The 19,137-nt window shown below is 72.4% G+C and carries 15 protein-coding genes; 10 read left to right on the top strand and 5 right to left on the bottom strand.

The annotated features are described in order from the left end of the window. Positions 1–176: 176 nt before the first annotated feature. The gene (mfd, locus tag ACZ3IJ_RS18100) at positions 177–3,707 is read left to right on the top strand and encodes a transcription-repair coupling factor (protein WP_467469281.1); all 3,531 of its coding nucleotides are present in this window, start codon (positions 177–179) and stop codon (positions 3,705–3,707) included. Between the two features lie 98 nt (positions 3,708–3,805). Here the strand turns inward: mfd and ACZ3IJ_RS18095 are convergent, their stop codons facing one another. After that, positions 3,806–5,089 carry an SGNH/GDSL hydrolase family protein gene (locus ACZ3IJ_RS18095; protein WP_467469279.1) on the bottom strand — a complete coding sequence of 428 codons (1,284 nt, stop codon included), beginning with the start codon at positions 5,087–5,089 and terminating at the stop codon, positions 3,806–3,808. Between the two features lie 135 nt (positions 5,090–5,224). After that, positions 5,225–5,434: an antitoxin gene (locus ACZ3IJ_RS18090; protein WP_467469277.1), complete on the bottom strand. Its 210-nt coding sequence runs from the start codon at positions 5,432–5,434 to the stop codon at positions 5,225–5,227. Between the two features lie 121 nt (positions 5,435–5,555). Here ACZ3IJ_RS18090 and ACZ3IJ_RS18085 point away from each other — a divergent pair, with 121 nt between their 5' ends. After that, complete coding sequence (locus tag ACZ3IJ_RS18085) at positions 5,556–6,230, top strand: HNH endonuclease family protein (protein WP_467469275.1); 675 nt, start codon at positions 5,556–5,558, stop codon at positions 6,228–6,230. Positions 6,231–6,270: 40 nt separating this feature from the next. Further along, a complete protein-coding gene (locus ACZ3IJ_RS18080; protein ID WP_467469273.1) occupies positions 6,271–7,017 on the top strand; it encodes an N-acetyltransferase in 747 nt (248 codons plus the stop codon). 75 nt (positions 7,018–7,092) lie between these two features. On the opposite strand, the gene ACZ3IJ_RS18075 is transcribed toward ACZ3IJ_RS18080, so the two are convergent. Both ACZ3IJ_RS18075 and ACZ3IJ_RS18070 read right to left on the bottom strand, forming a co-directional pair. Continuing rightward, entirely contained in the window at positions 7,093–7,854 is a 762-nt protein-coding gene (locus ACZ3IJ_RS18075; protein WP_467469271.1) for a hypothetical protein, read from the bottom strand. Between the two features lie 97 nt (positions 7,855–7,951). Beyond that, entirely contained in the window at positions 7,952–8,731 is a 780-nt protein-coding gene (locus ACZ3IJ_RS18070) for a DUF4190 domain-containing protein (RefSeq protein ID WP_467469269.1), read from the bottom strand. Between the two features lie 223 nt (positions 8,732–8,954). Between ACZ3IJ_RS18070 and ACZ3IJ_RS18065 the strand changes: the two genes are divergently transcribed. The 4 genes from ACZ3IJ_RS18065 (at position 8,955) to ACZ3IJ_RS18050 (ending at position 13,780) form a co-directional block, all read left to right on the top strand. Continuing rightward, positions 8,955–11,027 (top strand): N-6 DNA methylase, encoded by a 2,073-nt coding sequence (locus ACZ3IJ_RS18065; protein WP_467469267.1) that lies wholly within the window; start codon positions 8,955–8,957, stop codon positions 11,025–11,027. 164 nt (positions 11,028–11,191) lie between these two features. Beyond that, entirely contained in the window at positions 11,192–11,737 is a 546-nt protein-coding gene (locus tag ACZ3IJ_RS18060) for a hypothetical protein (RefSeq protein ID WP_467469265.1), read from the top strand. Beyond that, positions 11,734–13,254, top strand: coding sequence for a protein kinase domain-containing protein (locus ACZ3IJ_RS18055; RefSeq protein ID WP_467469263.1), 1,521 nt, complete (start codon positions 11,734–11,736; stop codon positions 13,252–13,254). Before ACZ3IJ_RS18060 ends, ACZ3IJ_RS18055 begins: the two co-directional genes overlap by 4 nt. Before the next feature lie 121 nt (positions 13,255–13,375). Then, positions 13,376–13,780 (top strand): LppU/SCO3897 family protein, encoded by a 405-nt coding sequence (locus ACZ3IJ_RS18050; RefSeq protein WP_467469261.1) that lies wholly within the window; start codon positions 13,376–13,378, stop codon positions 13,778–13,780. Positions 13,781–13,853: 73 nt separating this feature from the next. Here the strand turns inward: ACZ3IJ_RS18050 and ACZ3IJ_RS18045 are convergent, their stop codons facing one another. Next, positions 13,854–16,247 (bottom strand): YfhO family protein, encoded by a 2,394-nt coding sequence (locus tag ACZ3IJ_RS18045; RefSeq protein WP_467469259.1) that lies wholly within the window; start codon positions 16,245–16,247, stop codon positions 13,854–13,856. Positions 16,248–16,372: 125 nt separating this feature from the next. On the opposite strand from ACZ3IJ_RS18045, the gene ACZ3IJ_RS18040 reads away from it, so the two are divergent. The 3 genes from ACZ3IJ_RS18040 to ACZ3IJ_RS18030 all read left to right on the top strand — a co-directional run bounded on the left by ACZ3IJ_RS18040 (position 16,373) and on the right by ACZ3IJ_RS18030 (position 19,104). Further along, the gene (locus ACZ3IJ_RS18040; protein WP_467469694.1) at positions 16,373–17,359 is read left to right on the top strand and encodes a glycosyltransferase family 2 protein; all 987 of its coding nucleotides are present in this window, start codon (positions 16,373–16,375) and stop codon (positions 17,357–17,359) included. A gap of 95 nt (positions 17,360–17,454) precedes the next feature. Next, complete coding sequence (locus ACZ3IJ_RS18035; RefSeq protein ID WP_467469257.1) at positions 17,455–18,099, top strand: SurA N-terminal domain-containing protein; 645 nt, start codon at positions 17,455–17,457, stop codon at positions 18,097–18,099. A 30-nt stretch (positions 18,100–18,129) separates the two neighbouring features. Continuing rightward, positions 18,130–19,104: a nucleoside triphosphate pyrophosphohydrolase gene (locus ACZ3IJ_RS18030; RefSeq protein WP_467469255.1), complete on the top strand. Its 975-nt coding sequence runs from the start codon at positions 18,130–18,132 to the stop codon at positions 19,102–19,104. The last annotated feature ends 33 nt before the right edge of the window (positions 19,105–19,137 follow it).

Genomic DNA, 19,137 nt, shown 5'->3' with positions numbered 1-19,137 from the left:
GCCGCGGCCGCTCACGCCCCGGCGCGGGCGGATTCCCTCGCGCCGGGGTGCCGGCCACGTCGTAGGCTGGGGGAGCACCCGGCCCCTCGACGGCGCCGGGAACACCCGGCCCGTGTGACGTGTCGGGCTGTTCGCGTTGCCCGCCCCCGTAGTCCGAACCCGGGATGGAAAGCTCCATGAGCCTGCACGGTCTGCTCGACCTCGTCGTCAAGGACGCGGCCCTCGCCGAAGCGGTGAAGGCCGCGTCCGACGGCCGCCGCACGCACGTGGACCTCGTCGGCCCCCCGGCCGCGCGCCCCTTCGCGGTGGCCGCGCTCGCCCGGGACGCCGGGCGTCCCGTCCTCGCGGTCACCGCGACGGGCCGGGAGGCCGAGGACCTGGCGGCCGCCCTGCGCACCCTCATCGACCCGGACAGGGTCGTCGACTACCCCTCCTGGGAGACACTCCCGCACGAGCGGCTCTCACCCCGCTCGGACACCGTCGGCCGGCGCCTCGCCGTGCTGCGCCGTCTGGCCCACCCGTCCACCGACGACCCGTCGGCCGGCCCGGTCTCCGTCGTCGTCGCGCCCGTACGGTCCGTGCTCCAGCCGCAGGTCAAGGGCCTCGGCGACCTGGAGCCCGTCTCCCTGCGCACCGGGCGGACGGCCGACCTGAACGAGGTCGTGGAGGGGCTCGCGGCCGCCGCGTACTCCCGTGTGGAGCTGGTCGAGAAGCGCGGCGAGTTCGCCGTGCGCGGCGGCATCCTGGACGTCTTCCCGCCCACCGAGGAGCACCCGCTCCGGATCGAGTTCTGGGGCGACGACGTCGAGGAGATCCGCTACTTCAAGGTCGCCGACCAGCGCTCCCTCGAAGTCGCCGAACACGGCCTGTGGGCCCCGCCCTGCCGTGAGCTGCTCCTCACCGACGACGTACGGCGGCGGGCCGCCGCGCTCGCCGAGGAACACCCCGAGCTGGGCGAGCTGCTCGGCAAGATCGCCGAGGGGATCGCCGTCGAGGGCATGGAGTCCCTCGCGCCCGTCCTGGTGGACGACATGGAGCTGCTGCTCGACGTCATGCCGAAGGGCTCGATGGCCGTCGTGTGCGACCCGGAGCGGGTCCGTACGCGCGCCGCCGACCTGGTCGCGACGTCGCAGGAGTTCCTCCAGGCGTCCTGGGCGGCGACCGCGGGGGGCGGCGAGGCGCCGATCGACGTGGGCGCGGCCTCCCTGTGGGGGATCGCGGACGTGCGGGACCGGGCGCGCGAGCTCGACATGATGTGGTGGTCGGTCTCCCCGTTCGCGGCGGACGAGACGCTCGACGACGACACCCTGAAGCTCGGGATGCACGCGCCGGAGACGTACCGCGGCGACACCGCCCGGGCGCTCGCCGACACCAAGGGCTGGCTGGCCGACGGCTGGCGCACGGTCTACGTCACCGAGGCGCACGGCCCGGCGACCCGAACGGTCGAGGTCCTCGGCGGCGAGGGGATCGCGGCCCGGCTCGACGCGGACCTGGCCGAGGTGACCCCGTCCGTGGTCCATGTCGCCACCGGCTCGATCGACTACGGCTTCGTCGACCCGGCTCTCAAGCTGGCCGTCCTGACCGAGACCGACCTGTCGGGCCAGAAGGCGGCCGGCAAGGACGGCCAGCGGATGCCGGCCAAGCGGCGGAAGACGATCGACCCGCTGACCCTGGAAGTCGGCGACTACATCGTCCACGAGCAGCACGGTGTCGGCCGGTACATCGAGATGGTCCAGCGGACGGTGCAGGGCGCCACCCGCGAGTACCTGCTCGTCGAGTACGCCCCGGCCAAGCGCGGCCAGCCCGGCGACCGGCTCTACATCCCCACCGACCAGCTGGAGCAGGTCACCAAGTACGTCGGCGGCGAGGCCCCGACGCTGCACCGGCTCGGCGGCGCGGACTGGACGAAGACCAAGGCGCGCGCGAAGAAGGCGGTCAAGGAGATCGCCGCCGACCTGATCAAGCTCTACAGCGCCCGGATGGCGGCCCCCGGGCACGCGTTCGGCCCCGACACCCCGTGGCAGCGGGAGCTGGAGGACGCCTTCCCGTACGCGGAGACGCCCGACCAGCTGTCCACCATCGCCGAGGTGAAGGAGGACATGGAGAAGACGGTCCCGATGGACCGGCTGATCTGCGGCGACGTCGGCTACGGGAAGACGGAGATCGCGGTCCGTGCGGCGTTCAAGGCGGTCCAGGACGGCAAGCAGGTCGCCGTGCTCGTCCCGACCACGCTGCTCGTGCAGCAGCACTTCGGCACGTTCTCGGAGCGGTACTCGCAGTTCCCCGTCGTCACCCGTGCGCTCTCCCGCTTCCAGACGGAGACGGAGTCGAAGGCGACGGTGGAGGGCCTGAAGGACGGCTCCGTCGACATCGTCATCGGCACGCACCGCCTGTTCTCCTCCGAGACGAAGTTCAAGGACCTCGGCCTGGTCATCGTCGACGAGGAGCAGCGCTTCGGTGTCGAGCACAAGGAGCAGCTGAAGAAGCTGCGGGCCAACGTCGACGTCCTGACGATGTCGGCCACCCCCATCCCCCGTACGCTCGAGATGGCGGTCACCGGCATCCGCGAGATGTCGACGATCACCACCCCGCCCGAGGAGAGGCACCCGGTCCTCACCTTCGTCGGGCCGTACGAGGAGAAGCAGATCGGCGCGGCCATCCGCCGTGAACTCCTGCGCGAGGGCCAGGTCTTCTACATCCACAACCGGGTCGAGTCGATCGACCGGGCGGCGGCGCGGCTGCGGGACATCGTTCCGGAGGCGCGGATCGCGACCGCCCACGGTCAGATGTCGGAGTCGGCCCTGGAGCAGGTCGTGGTCGACTTCTGGGAGAAGAAGTTCGACGTGCTGGTCTCGACGACGATCGTCGAGTCCGGCATCGACATCTCCAACGCCAACACGCTCATCGTGGAGCGCGGCGACAACTTCGGGCTCTCGCAGCTGCACCAGCTGCGCGGCCGTGTGGGCCGCGGGCGCGAGCGCGGGTACGCGTACTTCCTCTACCCGCCGGAGAAGCCGCTGACGGAGACCGCGCACGAGCGGCTCGCGACGATCGCCCAGCACACCGAGATGGGCGCGGGCATGTACGTGGCGATGAAGGACCTGGAGATCCGCGGCGCGGGCAATCTGCTCGGCGGCGAGCAGTCCGGCCACATCGCGGGGGTCGGCTTCGACCTGTACGTACGGATGGTGGGCGAGGCGGTCGCCGACTACAGGGCCTCGCTGGAGGGCGGTGTCGAGGAGGAGCCGCCGCTGGAGGTCAAGATCGAGCTGCCCGTCGACGCCCACGTGCCGCACGACTACGCGCCCGGCGAGCGTCTGCGCCTCCAGGCGTACCGGGCGATCGCCTCCGCGAACACGGAGGAGGACATCAAGGCGGTACGGGAGGAGCTGACCGACCGCTACGGCAAGCTGCCCGAGCCGGTGGAGAACCTGCTCCTGGTCGCCGGTCTGCGGATGCTGGCCCGTGCCTGCGGTGTCGGCGAGATCGTGCTGCAGGGGCCGAACATCCGCTTCGCGCCGGTGGAGTTGAGGGAGTCCCAGGAGCTGCGGCTGAAGCGGCTCTACCCGCGGACGGTCATCAAGCCGGCCGTCCACCAGATCCTGGTGCCGCGCCCGACGAGCGGGAAGATCGGCGGGAAGCCGGTGGTGGGACGCGAACTGCTGGCGTGGACGGGCGAGTTCCTGACCACGATCCTCGGGTCGTAGGAGCAGGCGGACAGCGGACAGCGGACAGCGGACAGCGGACGGCGGACGGCAGGCGCGCAGGCCTGCGGGGCGGGGGCCGAGCCCCGCCCCGCACGTGCTCACAGCGTGTCGAGGTCCAGTGCCTCGGCCATCGCCCGGTATCCGGCGTCGCCCGGGTGGAGGTGGTCGCCCGAGTCGAAGGCGGGGAGCATCCGGTCCGGGTCGGCCGGGTCGGCGACGGCGCGGTCGAAGTCGACCACGGCGTCGTACGTGCCGGAGGTGCGGACCCAGTGGTTGAAGGCGTCCCGCTTGGCCTCGACGGCCGGGGTGTCGTAGAAGGAGCCCTTGACCGGGGTCAGGGTGGCGCCGACGACCCTGATGCCGCGGGCGTGGGCCTCGCGGACGAGCGCCCGGTGGCCCTCGGCGAGCTGCTCGACCGAGACCTCGGGGGTGGGGCCGGCGCCCCCGCTCGCGAGGCTGCCGCCGAAGTCGTTGACGCCTTCGAGGAGGATGACGGTCCGCACGCCCGGCTCGGTGAGGACGTCCTGCTTGAAGCGCTCGATGCCCTTCTCGCCCGCCCAGGTCGTGTCGTTGGTGACCTGGTTGCCGCCGATTCCGTGGTTGAGGACGCTTCGCGGCCTCCCGGCGGCGGCGTAGCGCTCCGCCAGCTCGTCGGGGTAGCGGTTGTTCGCGTCCGGGCCCGAGCCGACGCCGTCGGTGATGGAGTCGCCGAACGCCACGATGCCGTCCCGGCGGGCGGGAGCGCCGCCGCCGACCTCCACGCCGGAGAGGTAGTACCAGGAGCCGCTGCTCTCCGTGAACGCGGTCCCGGCGCGGTCGGCGCGGTGGTCACCGGTCGCGCGGTAGCTCGTGGCGGAGGCGAAGTGGTGGAAGGTGGCCGGGCCGGTGGGCGCGGCGAGGTAGAGGGTGACCGTCACCGACTCCAGCGCCTTCACGGTGAACGGCACGCCGTCGCTGGAGGCTGTTCCTCCGGAGGGGATCGTCACCGAGCGGGCGTTGCCGAAGGTGAGGTGCCGGACGGAACCGGCCTTCACCGAGGCGCCCTTGTCCGTGCGGGCCACGGTCGCGCCGGTGATCCGGAGCGGGGTCGTGCCGTATCGGTTGGAGAGCTCGATGCGGGCCCTGGTGCCGCCGGTGGTGACCCGGACGACCTGGCGGACGGTGTGGTCGGAGAAGCCCTGCTGGGACCAGTTGGGGGCGAAGGGCGCGGCCGGGGCGTGCGGCGAGGCGGCCCAGGCGCCGCGCCACGGGCCGCTGCCGTGCCGCGCCTCGGCGGCCACCGCACCGCCTGCGGGGAGGGCGAGGGCGGTGAGCGCCGCGGCGGTCAGTGCGGCAACGGTGGTACGGCGTAAGGGCGTTGTGATCCGGGTCGATGTCGTCATGTCGGGAGTCAATCGGAGAGGTGCTCCGGTTATTCCGCGCGGACCCTGACGGCGCCGGGACGCCCGGGAAGCACGCACCGCGGCCGCGGGGCGCGCGTGACGCGTACCCCACGGCCGGACGAGTGTGGAGGAGTCTCAGGTCGGGGGCTGGTCCTGCCCCCGCCGCGGGTCCTGGCCCCGCTGCCTGTCGATGTACTCCTGAGCCTTCTGCTGGCCCTGGTCGACCTGGCCCGCGTGCTTGCCGCCGGTCTTCTGGTCGATCATGTCGCCAGCGCGGTCGACGCCCTGCTGGGTCTTGTCCGGGTGCTGGCCCATCATGCCCTTGAGCTTGTCCATGATCCCCATGATCTACGCGACTCCTTCGAAAGGGGACAAACGGCTCCACTCGACGCTACGCGCCCCCTGCCGAATCCGCGCGCCGAACGGCCTCGTGTCTGGACCAGGCGGGGCTGGCTAGGATCCGGGCGTGCTCAGCTACCGCGGGTTCCTCCCCGTCGCCGCCCTCGCCTCCGCCGTCCTCATAACCTCCGGCTGCACACAGGCCCCTGACGGCTCCCCGGCCGAGGGCGCCCCCGCCGCGCGTGGCTCCGCGCTCGCCGCCGTGGACACCCTCACGGTCAAGGGCCGGGCCCCCAAGACCGGCTACGACCGGGAGAAGTTCGGCCGGGCCTGGGCCGACGTCGACCGCAACGGCTGCGGCACCCGCGACGACATCCTCAGGCGCGACCTGGCGGACGTCCGTCTCCAGGACGGCCGTTGCAAGGTCGCCTCCGGGATCCTGGCGGACGACCCGTACACCGGGGACCGCGTCGACTACGTCCGCGGGCGCAGCAAGGTCGACATCGACCATCTCGTCGCGCTCTCCGACGCCTGGCAGAAGGGCGCCCAGAAGTGGGACGCGGAGAAGCGACGCCGGTTCGCCAACGACCCGCTCAACCTGCTCGCCGTCGAGGCGTCCGCGAACCGGCGCAAGTCCGACGGGGACGCGGCGACCTGGCTGCCGCCGAACAAGGCGTACCGCTGCACGTACGTCGCCGCGCAGGTCGCCGTGAAGAAGAAGTACGGGGTCTGGGTCACGCGGGCCGAGCTCGACGCGATGAAGAAGGTCCTCGGCCGCTGCCCGGAGCAGAGGCTTCCGTAATTCGTTTTCCCGTTGAGCGAACGATCGTTAGCCTCCGCTGATGGAACTGAACATAACGACCCTCGCTGAGCGCCCCGAACTCGAAGGCGCGATGTGGGCGATGAAGGACCTCTGGCCGGAGTTCACGGTCAACGACCCGGTGGGCTGGTCGCACTTCGGCCGGATCGTCACGGAACTGCCGGAGTACGTCCTCGTCGGCACCGACCCCGACGGCAAGGTCGTGGCGCGTGCGTTCAGCGTCCCCTTCCGCCTCCACGCCGAGGGGCGCGGCGAACTGCCCGCCACCGGCTGGGACCAGGTGCTCCTCTGGGCGTTCTCGGACCGGCGGCACGGGCGCGTCCCGGACACGGTCAGCGCCATCGAGGTCACCGTGGACACGAGCGTGCTCGGCCGGGGGCTCTCGGCGAAGATGCTCGGCGCCATGCGGGACAACGCCCGCCGGCTCGGCTTCTCGGAGGTCGTCGCCCCGGTCCGCCCCAACGGCAAGCACCTGGAGGCCGCCTCCTCGATCCACGAGTACGCCTTCCGTACGCGCGAGTCGGACGGCCTGCCCCAGGATCCGTGGCTGCGCGTCCACGTCCGGGCCGGCGCCACGGTGGAGGCGGTGGCCCCGGCCTCGATGACGGTCGCGGCCTCGGTGGAGCAGTGGCGCGCCTGGACCGGGCTGCCGTTCGACACGGACGGCCCGGTGGAGGTCGAGGGCGCGCTGGTCCCGGTGCACTGCGAGGTCTCCCGCGGCTACGCGGTCTACGTCGAGCCGAACGTGTGGGTCCGCCACGCGCTGTGAACAGCCCGAAAGGGTGTGAGGGCCACTCCCCGGCGGTGGCCCTCACACCCTGGTCGGCGCCCGTGTCCGCGCGGGTCAGCCGGTCTTCTCCTCGTCGACGATGTCCTTGGCAGCCGGGACCTTCGCCGCGACGGGCTTCCCGTAGTCGGTGAACGTCATCGTCCCCGGCTCCTCACCGCCCGCCGTCACGATCTTCAGGATGTGCGGCTCGCCCTGCGTCGCCACGTAGACCGTCGTCGTCTCGCCGCCTGACTTCTCCGTGAGCGTCAGCGCCTTCTTGCCGCCGACGGTCGTCTCCTCGCCCTTGACCGCGAAGTTGATCCCCTCCTCGAAGCTGCCGAGGAGCGTCTTCAGGTCGCAGAGTTCGAGGTTGTCCTTGGCCTCGGGGTCGGTCACCGGGGTCTTCACCCAGCGGCCCTTCAGCTCCTTGAGGACAGCCTCCTGGACCTCGGGCGATTCACCCGCCGCCTGGGCCCGCAGGAACGCCTCGTCGAAGCGGAGGTAGACGTCCTTGTCGTCGGCCTTGACCAGCTCGGCCGTGCCCGTCGTGCCGACGGTCAGGGTGCCGGCGCACTGTCCGCCGGTGTTCATCGACAGATACGCCTTCATCGGCCCGTCGGTCGTCTTCGTGGCGAGGTCGAGGGTCAGGGAGTCGGCCTTCTTCGTCGCGGCGACGGCCTTGTTGGCGATCTCGGGTCCGGTCAGGTCCCCGAAGGGCCCGGAGGCCTTCGCCTCGCCGGAGAAGGGGCCGCAGGCGGTGGCGGTGAGCGCGGCCGCGGCGCAGAGCGCGGAGACCAGGGCCGTGCGGCGGGTGCGGGGGTGGCGGGCGGCAGACATGGTGGGTTCTCCGGGGGTGGGGAGGGCGTACGGGGGGAGCGAGGAGAGCTGAGCGCCCGGGGGCGAAGGGCTGAGCGGTGGGGGGTGGGGCGGAGGGTCAGCCGACCTTCAGCTCCCACTGGGAGGCCTCGTGCTCCAGGCCGGGGCTGACCTCGACCGAGAGGTCCTTGGCGTCCTTCGGGGTGTCGAAGGCGTAGACGACCGTGGACTTCTTGCCGGGCAGGATGGAGCCGCTGAAGCCGGTGCCGACCTTCTCGTCGAAGACCTGCTCGGCGGTCACGCCGTCCTTGCCGGCGCGGGCGGTCAGCGTCACGAGCGCGGCGTCGAACTTCTCCTTGCCGCCGTTCTCGATCACGACGGTCACCTGGTAGGCCTTGTTGCCCTCGGTGTGACCGGCGGCGAACTCGCTGGGCTTGTACGACGTGGCCTCCGAGACCGTGACCTTGATGTCGTCGTAGATCGCGGTGTCACCGGCGGCGAGGCCCTTGCCCGCGTTCCCCTTGCCCGTGCTGTCGGACGGGTCCTGCGGGGCGGAGCCCTGGATGGACTTGTCGGCTGCCGTCACCCCTTCGCTCACCGCGTCGCTCACGAGAACGTACGCGATGACCACACCGACCACCGAGAGGATCAGGGCGACGAGGCCCAGGATGGCGCCGGTCGTCGCCACGCCCTTGTTGTTCGCCTCGCCGCGCTTCACGCGGCCTCTGCCCGTGAGGCCGAGGATCAGGGCGATCAGGCCGAGGATGCCGGCCAGCCAGAAGAGCAGCGGGATGAAGCCGGAGATCGTGCCGATGATGCCGAGAACGAGAGCCGCGGTGCCGAGACCGTTGCGTGCGGCCACGTGCGGGACCTGCGGGGTCTGGGTGTCGTACGACATGAGTGTCCTCCCGGACGAGACGCGTCGATGGTTGATCGGGCCCTTCCGGACCCCCGTGGAGCGATGAATCAATAACAGCAGAGCTTGTGAACCGAGTCAACACGGTTCACAGGATTTGAAGCGGCTCACATTGTGAAGCGATGGGTCTTGCGCGCGTCGGTAGGATCGAGGTCACAGCACGTGAACGCGGGGAATCGTGCGGACAGTCAAGGGAGGCAGCCAGGTGCCGGAGCACGCAGCAGAGGTGACCGCCGCCGGGATCGCCCGGCTCGCCGGAGTCGGACGGGCCGCGGTGAGCAACTGGCGGCGCCGCCACGCCGACTTCCCCCGGCCCGTGGGCGGCACGGAGACCAGCCCCTCCTTCGCCCTCGCCGACGTCGAGCGCTGGCTCCGCGCCCAGGGCAAGCTCGCGGAGGTCCCCCTGCGCGAGCGCGTCTGGCAGCAGATCGCCGGCCATCCGGCGGGCGCCGTCACCGCCCTCGCCCTGGCCGGCTGCGTCCTGCTGCTCGTACGGGACCGCTCCACCGCCTGGCCGGCCCTCGCCGCCGTCTCCGACGAACGGCTCGCCGAGACCCTGCCGGTCGCCCTGGAGGAGGTCCTCACCGAGCGCTTCGGCGTCGATCCGGCGGTCCGTACGCCCACCGCGGCCGAACTGGCCCCCGCCGTACCCCTCCTGCGCGGCGCCGCGGACCTCGCCGCCGAGACCGGCGCCCGCCAGGCCTTCGAGTTCCTGCTCGGCCGCCACCTCGACGCCAACCCGCGCCAGTACACGCTGACCCCGCCCGGACCCGCCGCCCTGATGGCCGCGCTCGCCGCACCCGGCGCCGGCCCCGCCCCCACCGTCCTCGACCCGGCATCCGGCACCGGCAGCCTGCTCCGCGCCGTCGCCCACCCCGGCGCCCTGCACGGCCAGGACGCCGACCCCGACCTTGCCGCGCTCACCGCCCTGCGCCTCGCCCTCGCCTCCGACGCCGACATCCGCGTAAGGACCGGGGACAGCCTGCGCGCCGACGCCTTCCCCCACCTGACGGCGGACACCGTGCTCTGCCACCCGCCCTTCAACGAGCGCAACTGGGGCCACGACGAACTGGCCTACGACCCCCGCTGGGAGTACGGCTTCCCGGCCCGGACCGAATCCGAACTGGCCTGGGTCCAGCACGCCCTGGCGCGGCTCCGCGCCGGCGGCACCGCCGTCCTCCTCATGCCGCCCGCCGCAGCCTCCCGGCGCTCGGGCCGCCGCATCCGCGCCGACCTGCTGCGCAGGGGCGCCCTGCGGGCCGTCGTCGCCCTGCCCGCGGGCGCCGCCCCGCCCTACGGCATCCCGCTCCACCTCTGGGTGCTGCGCAGGCCCGCCCCCGGCGTCACCCCCTCCCCGGAGCTCCTCGTCGTCGACACGACCGGAGACCACATCGGCGGCGCGGGCCGCGACAAGCTCGACTGGCAGGCCGTCCACACCGCCGTACTGGACGCCTGGCTGCCCTTCGACAAGCACGGCACGGTCGTCGAGACCCCCGGCGCGAGCAGGGCCGTGCCCGTCATCGAACTCCTCGACGACGACGTCGACCTGGCGCCCGCCCGCCATCTGCCGCCCCCGGCGGCGGGCGGCGGCGCCGCCGAACTCCTCGCGGTCCGCGACCGGCTGGCCGAGACGCTGGGCCACACCGTCGCCCTCACCCCGCCCCCGGCCCTGCCCGCGGACACCGCCGCCGACCCGGCCGCGGCCGCCCGGCCCACCGGCGTCACCGTCGGCGAGCTGGCCCGCACCGGCGCCCTCGAACTCCGCGCGGGCGGCACCGGCACCACCGCCTTCGACGGCGCCCCCCTCCGGGTCCTCACGGAGAACGACGTCTTCGCCGCGCAGCAGCCCACCGGGTCCCTCCCCGACGGGGCACCCGAGGAGCCCGTCGTCCTCGCCGAGGGCGACGTGGTCGTCCCCGTCCTCGGTGGCGGCTCCCTGGCCCGGGTCGTCGAGGCCTCCACCGCAGGAGCCGCCCTCGGCCGCAACCTCCAGCTCCTGCGTCCCGACCCGGCCGCGCTCGACCCCTGGTTCCTGGCCGGGTTCCTGCGCGGTACCGCCAACACCCGCCAGGCCAGCAGCTACGCCTCGACCGCCACCCGGCTCGACGTCCGCCGCCTCCAGCTCCCCCGTCTGCCGCTCGCCGAACAGCAGCGGTACGGGGAGCGGTTCCGGGCCCTCGCCGAGTTCGAGGACGCGCTGCGGCTCGCGGGGCGGCTCGGCGAGCAGCTGGTCCAGGGGCTGTACGACGGGCTCGCGGACGGGACGGTGGCGCCCTGAGCGGTGGCACCGTGATCGGTCCGACAACGGTTCGGTACAACCCTGGAGCCCTTGTCCCCGTCGGTGTATACGCTCGTCTCCGCAACCGAAACGAACGCCCAGGAGCAGGAATGTACGGCCACGGCTATGCGCCTCCGCCACCACCGCGCGCCATTCCGACGTCGGTGATCGTGCTCCGCGTGCTCTTCGCGATGCTGCCGCTGTTCAGCATCGGGTTCCTGACGTGGGGGACCATGATCCGGCTCGCCGTGGTGACCCGTCGCGCGCTCGACTGGATCCTGTGCGGGGTCTCCGCGGCCGTCATGATCACCGGCATGGTCCTGCTCCCGGAGGACATCGAGACGACGCAGGCGGACGTCGCCATGGGGATGATCCTGCTCAACGCGGCGGCGTTCACGGTCTACTTCCTGGTCGTCGACATCAAGCACGACAAGGTCCGCCTCGGCCTCGCGTCCCCCGCGGGCGCCTTTCCGTACAACCCGTACGGGACGACCGTGCCGCGCCACCAGCCCGGTTACGTCGCCCCGGCGCAGTCCCAGGCCCAGCCCCGGCCCCTGCAGCCGCAGCAGCAGCAGCAGCAGCCGCAGCCGCAGCAGCGGCCCGTGGTCCCGCCCCAGCCCGCCACCCCGCCGTCCAACCCCCGGATCGACCAGGTCCGCGCCGAGCTGGACGAGCTCAGCCACCTCCTCCGTAAGGACGAGGAGAGGTGAACGGACGCGTCATCGGCGGACGGTACGAACTGTCCACCGTCATCGGCCAGGGCGGCATGGGCCAGGTCTGGACGGCGTACGACGGACGGCTCGACCGCCGCGTCGCCGTCAAGCTGCTCCGCCCCGCCACCATGACCGGCCCCGCCACCGCCGCCGAGGAGCTGCGGCGCCGCTTCGTGCGCGAGTGCCGGGTCACGGCCCAGGTCGACCACCCGGGCCTGGTCACCGTCCACGACGCGGGCAGCGACGGCGACGACCTCTACCTCGTGATGCAGTACGTCGACGGCGCGGACCTCGCCGACCACCTCGCCGAGCACGACCCGTACCCCTGGGAGTGGACCGTCTCCGTCGCGGCGCAACTCTGCGCGGTGCTCGCCGCCGTGCACGCGGTGCCGATCGTCCACCGCGACCTCAAGCCGCGGAACGTGATGGTGCGTCCGGACGGCACCGTCACCGTCCTGGACCTGGGCGTGGCCTCCGTCCTGGACACCGACACCACCCGCCTCACCCACACCGGCTCGCCGATCGGCAGCCCCGCCTACATGGCGCCCGAGCAGGCCATGGGCGGCGCTGTCGGCCCGTACACCGATCTGTACGCGCTCGGCGTCCTGATGCACGAACTTCTCAGCGGCAACGTCCCGTTCGCCGGATCGACCGCGCTCGGCGTGCTCCACCGCCATCTGTACGAGCCGCCGCTGCCGGTCCGGCAGCTGCGCCCCGAGGTGCCGGAGGCCCTGGAGACGCTGGTGCTGCGGCTGCTCACCAAGGACCCGCAGCACCGCCCCGCGGGGGCGCACGAGGTGTACGAGGCGCTGCTGCCGCTGCTTCCCGCGCGGGGTGCCCCGGCCGGGCCGCTCGACCCGACCCGCCCCTTCCTGCGCCCGCACGCGCCCTGGCCCGACCGCGCCTCCGCCCCCGCCCCGCCGGTGGCGGCTCCGGTCCCGCCGCCGGTCGCCCGCCCGGACGTGGCCGCCACGGTCGACGAGGTCAAGCGGCTCCTCGGCGAGGGCTCCCTGACGCGGGCCGTCGACCTGCTCGGCTCGATCCTGCCCGCGGCCGCCGCGGAGCACGGCGAACACTCGCCCGTCGTCCGCATCCTGCGCAAGCAGTACGCGACGACGCTCATGGACGACGGCCAGTACCGCCGGGCCCTGCCGGAGCTGCGCCGGCTCGCGGAGGACCGCGCGGCGGAGTCCGGCCCGGCCGACCCGCAGACGCTGCAGTTCCGCTACGAGGCGGCGCAGTGCCTGGAGCAGCTGGGGGAGACGGCCGCGGCGCTGACGGAGTACCGCGCCCTGCTTCCGTTCGTCGAGCAGGGCGCGGACCAGAGCCGGTTCTTCGACATCCGGCGCCGGATCGGGAACCTCCTCCTGGCGATGGGGGACCACACGGCGGCCCATCAGCAGCTCCAGTCCCTCCTGTACGACACGGAGCGGGCATACGGTCCGTATCACTCGCTCCCGACCGACCTGCGCCGCGCGTTGGCGCGCCAGCAGCAGATGGGTCGCTTCGCCTGACGGAGCGCCAGAATCACGACTCCGCAACTGATGGGGAATTGGATCTTCCTGGTCCGCTTTGCCCCTTCCGAGAGATGTAGCGTTCGCGTCTGATCATGTTCACGTCCCCAAGGAAGACCTCATGACGACGCAGCCGCCCGCCTCCTCCGAGCAGCCCCTCACTCCTGCCGAGCAGCCTCTCGCGCCCGCCGAGCCGGCGAAGAAGAAGCGCAGCATAGGCAAGACGATCCTGAGCATCGTCGTGGCGTTCGCCGCGATCCTGTTCTGGAAGCTCGGCCTCCCGTACCTCACGGGCGAGGCGCCCGTCTCCGCCAAGGTCGGCGAGTGCGTGACGGTGACCGGCTCCGACACCGACCCCGAGGTCGACATCAAGCCGTGCGGCGAGAAGGTGCCCGACCTCTACAAGGTCGTGAAGGTCATCGACGACACCTTCGACGTGGAGAAGTGCGGCGACGTGAGCGAGGTCGCGCTCGCGCAGCAGCTGGAGTCGTACAAGTTCGTCCTCTGCCTGAACCCCGTCAAGTAACGGACACGTGCACGGAGAAGGGCCGGACCCGGCGGGGTCCGGCCCTTCTCGCGCGTCCACGGGACGGCCCCGCTCAGCCCGTCCGCGCCGGCGCCCTCGTCCGGGCCTCGGCCGGCGGCGGGACCTCCGTGGAAAGGCCTCGCCGTGCCCGGCGGGCGGCCGTCACGAACCACGCCGTCAGCAGCAGCGCCGCTCCGGCGCCCAGGCCCAGGCCCGCGCGCAGGCCCGGCGGGCGGAAGTCGCAGCTCACCGACGTCCGTCCGTCGAGAGCCACGGCCACCAGGCCGCCGTACGAGGCCGCCGGGCGGCCCTCGCAGGTCCAGCCCGCGATCCTCGGGGCCGCGATCAGCGCCGTCCCCCTCGTCCCCGGCGCGAACCGCGCGCGGATGCCGCTGTCGGTGACGTCGACCGAGGTCGCCGCCTTCGCCCGCAGACCCTCCACCGCCGCCGCCAGCCGCCCCCGGTCCAGGCAACCGACCTCGTGGGCAGCGCCGCGTTCCCCCTTCATGCCCACGAGCTCGCCCGCCGTCTCCTGCACACCCAGCGAGGTCAGCGCGGCCCGCCGCTTCGGCAGTTCACCGCTCATCCTCACCGGCGTGCCGCCCGCCCCGAGCCGGGCGGTCCCCCGGAAGTCGGGGGCCCAGAGGAAGGCCTCGCTGCCGACCGGGCAGCCCGCCTTCCCGGGCAGGTCGTACACGGACGAGCCGAGCAGCATCTCCTGGTTGCGGAACGGGGAGGCCCCGTACCGCGGCACGGCGGCCCCCTCCGGACGTACCGTCACCAGCGGCAGCGCCGCGCCCGTCCGCACCACCCGGTCGCCCCGCCAGCGCGCGCCGACGCCGAACAGCGCGTCCGTCACCGGGTTGTCCAGGCTCTGAAGATTGCGCCCCCGCGAGGTCCAGCCGCCGCCGAGCGCGGCCAGCGTCTCCGTCAGCACCGCGGGCGTGTGACTGCTGTAGTACGCGGCGCCCTGGCCGCCGAAGAGCATCGGCTCGTTGCCGGTGATCTGCTCGCGGCCGGAGTCGGTGCGGTACGCGGGCCAGCCGTCGGCCTCGGCGAGCGCCTCCGTCCGCCTCCGCTGCTCGGTGCCCCACGCCGGATAGTCGTCGAGCCGCCCGAGCCGCTCCCGGTCCGCGTACGCCGTCGTCGCGGCTGCCTGTCCGACGAGCGCCGCGGCCAGCAGCGCCGCCGCCACGACCGGAACCTTCCCCCGCGCGGCCAGCCACAGGCCCCCGCAGGCCCCCGCCAGGCCGAGGGCGAACAGGGGGTAGGACCAGGCGGTCACCGACTCGCCGGCGACCGCGCCGACCCCGAGCGCCGCCACCACGCCGGCCCCGCCGAGCAGCGCGCGCCGCCCGGGCCAGCCGTACGAGAGGACGACCCAGGCGACGAACACCAGGACGCCGGAGAAGACGAACGTCTGCCGGTACGGGCTGCCGTTCGGTGTGGCGAAGACATGCCACACCAGATGCGTCGGCCCCCACTGCAGCGACACCCCGACCGCGACCGCCGACCCGGCCCACAGCCACCGCTCCCGGCGCGGCACCTTCCGGTGGAAGAGCAGCGCCCCGGCGAGCAGCAGGGTTCCGGTGCCCAGGAACGCGGCGGGGGTGTAGAAGCCGTACGTCGCCGGGAGCAGCCGTGCGAGGAAGTCCGGCCAGCCGGCGGGCTGGAAGGTGTTCGTCCAGCCCGGATACGCGTGCGTCGAGCCGAGGAACACCGGCACGAGGACCGGTGCCGCGAGCCCCGTCCCGAGCAGCACGGTCGCCGACCCCCGCACCACCACGCGGACGCGCAGCTCACGAGCCGCCGCGAGCCGGACCAGGAGCACGAGCGCCGCGCCGATCGTCGCCATGTACGCGGTGTAGAAGTTGCCGACCCAGCAGAGCGCGACGACCAGCGGACCGAGCAGCGGCCGGCGGGCCTGCCGTGCCCACTCGCCGACCAGGACCAGCAGCGGGAAGGCGATCAGGCCGTCGAGCCACATCGGGTTGTACGTGGCCTCGATGACCGACCAGCCGCACAGCCCGTACGACGCGCCGAGCACCGCCGCCGCCCACCAGGGGCCGGGCCGCAGCCGTAGCAGCGTCACGGTCATGGCGGCCGCGGCGGCCGCCATCTTCAGAAGCGTGACGGCGTAGACCGCGTACTCGATGTCGTCGCGCGGGAAGAGCGCCACGAGGAGGGCGAACGGGCTGCCCAGATAGGTCCCGAGGTCGGGCAGGAAGCTGGTGCCCCAGCCGGACTGCCAGTTGAGGAGCAGCCCGCCGTCCCCGCGCCCGTGCAACAGGTCCCACAGGTGGGCGTGGTACGGGACGAACTGGTTGGCCAGGTCGTTGACGCTCCGGCGCTCCGGACCGAAGGGGAAGGTGCGGGCGACCGCGTCTCCCGCGCAGACCGCGAGGACGGTGAGGAACGAGGCGAGGCCGGCGGCACGGCCCGCGGCCGGTCTGGTCTGAGCAGGCATGATGGTGTGAATATGCCAGTACGGAACACGAAATGGTCATCGGGCGAGGCCAGTTCACCGAATGGTCGCCTCTCGGTCATGTTTCGAATCGGCCGGAGACATCCACGTGGGCTGTCGTGTCCTTCGTGCTGCTCTCGATCGTGGTCCCGTGTTTCAACGAAGAGGAGATCATCGGTCGCTTCCACGACCATGTGACCGCAGAACTCTCCGATTTCGACGGAGAATTCGAGCTGGTCTACGTGGACGACGGAAGTCATGACCGGACCCTCCCCCTCCTGGAGGAGATCGCCGCCTCCGACCCTCGCGCCCGTTACGTCTCCTTCAGCCGGAACTTCGGCAAGGAGGCCGCGATGCTGGCCGGCCTCCAGCACGCGGAGGGCGACGCGGTCGTCATCATGGACGCCGACCTCCAGCATCCGCCGGAGCTCGTGCACCGCATGGTGGCCCTGCACCGCGAGGGGTACGACCAGGTCATCGCGCGGCGCACCCGCAAGGGCGACCGGGTCACCCGCACCATGACCGCGCGCCTCTACTACTGGGCGATCAACCGGCTGGTGGACGTCGAGCTGGTGGACGGCGTCGGCGACTTCCGGCTGCTCTCCCGCCGTACCGTCGACGCGATCCTCGAACTCACCGAGTACAACCGCTTCTCCAAGGGCCTTTTCGCCTGGGTCGGATTCCGCACCACCACATTCGAGTACGAGAATGCGGTGCGCGAGCAGGGCCGCTCGAAATGGACCTTCGGAAAGCTGCTCAACTACGGGCTCGACGGACTGCTCTCCTTCAACAACAAGCCGCTGCGGGCCGCCGTCTATCTGGGAATGATCCTGGTCTCGGTGGCGCTGGCATACGCGGCGTGGATCGTCGGCGACGCGCTGGTGAACGGCGTGGACACTCCCGGATACGTCACGCTGCGCGTCATCGTCACGGCGCTCGCCGGTGTCCAGATGGTGATGCTCGGGCTCGTCGGCGAGTACGTGGGGCGCATCTACTACGAGGTGAAGAGGCGCCCGCACTTCCTGGTGAAGGCCTCGAACGCCGATCTTCCGCGACCCAGGACCGACACCAGCCGAACCGTTCCGTCGTTGGTCGAGACAGTCACGACGAAGTAGTGGCCGCGAAGGAGTGGCCCCGGCTCCGGTGACTGCCTAACATCGATCACCGCAAGGTCGTTCAACTGACGCACGACCCACGCCGGGAGGCTCCTTTGCACCGCCGCACCGCGCTCTCCGTCTCCGCCGCGCTCCTCGCCGCGGCCCCGTTGCTCACCGCATGCGGCGGTGAGGCCCATCCCGGGGCGGCGGCCGTCGTCGGCGGGGAACGGATCGAGGTGTCCAGCCTCCAGGCGCAGGTGGAGGACGTACGGGCCGCTCAGCAGGCATCGCCGCAGGCGGCGCAGCTGATCGAGGCGACCGGCGACCTCAGCCGCGAGAAGCTCAACGTGATGATCTTCGACCGGGTGGTGGAACGGGTCGCCGAGGACAACGGCATCACGGCCACACGCGGCGAGATCCAGCAGGCCAGGGACGAGTTCACCCAGCAGAGCGGCGGCGCGGAGCAGCTCGCCGCGACCCTGCTCCAGCAGCAGGGCGTCGCCCCGGACCAGATCGACGGGGTCGTCCGCCGCACGGTCCTCATGAACAAGATCGCCGCCAAGCTGGGCATCGCGAACACCCCCGAGGGCCAGAAGAAGCTCACGGACGTCTTCACCGCGGCGTCCAAGGACCTCGGCATCGACGTGAACCCGCGCTTCGGCACGTGGGACGACGCCAAGATCCAGCTCGGCACCTTCCAGGCACCCTGGCTGCGCCAGATCACCCAGGACCCGGCCACCGCCGAAGCGGGTGCGTAGCCGGTTCGTCCGGCCACGTAAGGTCGAAGGGTGAACGCTGAATCACCCGTCGACCCCGGCCGTGTCGTCCTGCTCACCGCCAGCCACCGTGTGGCGCCCGGACTGCTGTCCTGGCCCGCGTGGCAGACGCTGCACGGCGCCGACCGGGTGCTGTGCGCCGACGAGCACCACCCGCAGCTGCCGTACCTCCGCGAGGCCGGGGTCGCCGTCGAGCAGGCGAGCCCCGCCGCGCAGGATCTCCTCGACGCGTGCGCCGGGGGCCGGACCGTCGTCGTGCTGCCCTCGGGCGAGGGCGACCGGGCGCTCACCGACGGGCTCGCCCGGCTGGCCGGGTCGGGCCGCGTCGCGATGCCCGACCTGGAGCTGCTGCCCGGCTCGTACGACCTGCCCGGCGCCCGGCTCCTCGACCTGGTGCAGGTCATGGACCGGATCAGGCGTGAATGCCCCTGGTCCTCGCGCCAGACCCACAAGGGGCTCGCCAAGTACGGCCTCGAGGAGGCGTACGAACTCGTCGAGGCGATCGAGGACGGCGACCGCACCGAGCTGCGCGAGGAGCTCGGGGACGTCCTGCTCCAGGTCGTCTTCCACGCCCGGATCGCGGAGGAGGACGAGGAGGAACCGTTCTCCCTGGACGACGTCGCCGGGACGATCGTGGAGAAGCTGATCCACCGCCACCCGCACGTCTTCGGCGACGCCGAGGCCGAGACGCCGGAGGAGGTCAAGGAGCACTGGCTGCGCACCAAGGCGATCGAGAAGCAGCGCGACTCGGTCACCGAAGGCGTGCCGCTCGGCCAGCCGGGTCTCGCGCTCGCCGCCAAGCTGGCGGGCCGGGCGCGGACGGCCGGCCTGGACGTCGAGCTGCCGAAGGGCGAGGGGATCGGCTACGAGCTGCTCCGCCTCGCGGCACGGGCCGAGGCGACCGGCGTCGACCCGGAGGCCGCCCTGCGCGCCGCCGCGCGCGTCTACCGCGACACCATCCTCGCGACGGAGAACGCGGCGAAGTAGGGAGAGCGGGAGCGCGAGGGGAGCGGACGGCCA

This window comes from Streptomyces sp. NPDC013317 (assembly GCF_055563155.1).
This window is presented reverse-complemented; position numbering and strand designations above follow the sequence as displayed.

What these genes read in the sequence shown, in the direction of transcription:
- mfd (WP_467469281.1), top strand. Translation starts at nt 177, where the DNA reads ATGAGCCTGCACGGTCTGCTCGACCTCGTCGTCAAGGACGCGGCCCTC.
- ACZ3IJ_RS18095 (WP_467469279.1), bottom strand. Translation starts at nt 5,089, where the DNA reads ATGACGACATCGACCCGGATCACAACGCCCTTACGCCGTACCACCGTT.
- ACZ3IJ_RS18090 (WP_467469277.1), bottom strand. Translation starts at nt 5,434, where the DNA reads ATGGGGATCATGGACAAGCTCAAGGGCATGATGGGCCAGCACCCGGAC.
- ACZ3IJ_RS18080 (WP_467469273.1), top strand. Translation starts at nt 6,271, where the DNA reads ATGGAACTGAACATAACGACCCTCGCTGAGCGCCCCGAACTCGAAGGC.
- ACZ3IJ_RS18075 (WP_467469271.1), bottom strand. Translation starts at nt 7,854, where the DNA reads ATGTCTGCCGCCCGCCACCCCCGCACCCGCCGCACGGCCCTGGTCTCC.
- ACZ3IJ_RS18070 (WP_467469269.1), bottom strand. Translation starts at nt 8,731, where the DNA reads ATGTCGTACGACACCCAGACCCCGCAGGTCCCGCACGTGGCCGCACGC.
- ACZ3IJ_RS18050 (WP_467469261.1), top strand. Translation starts at nt 13,376, where the DNA reads ATGACGACGCAGCCGCCCGCCTCCTCCGAGCAGCCCCTCACTCCTGCC.
- ACZ3IJ_RS18045 (WP_467469259.1), bottom strand. Translation starts at nt 16,247, where the DNA reads ATGCCTGCTCAGACCAGACCGGCCGCGGGCCGTGCCGCCGGCCTCGCC.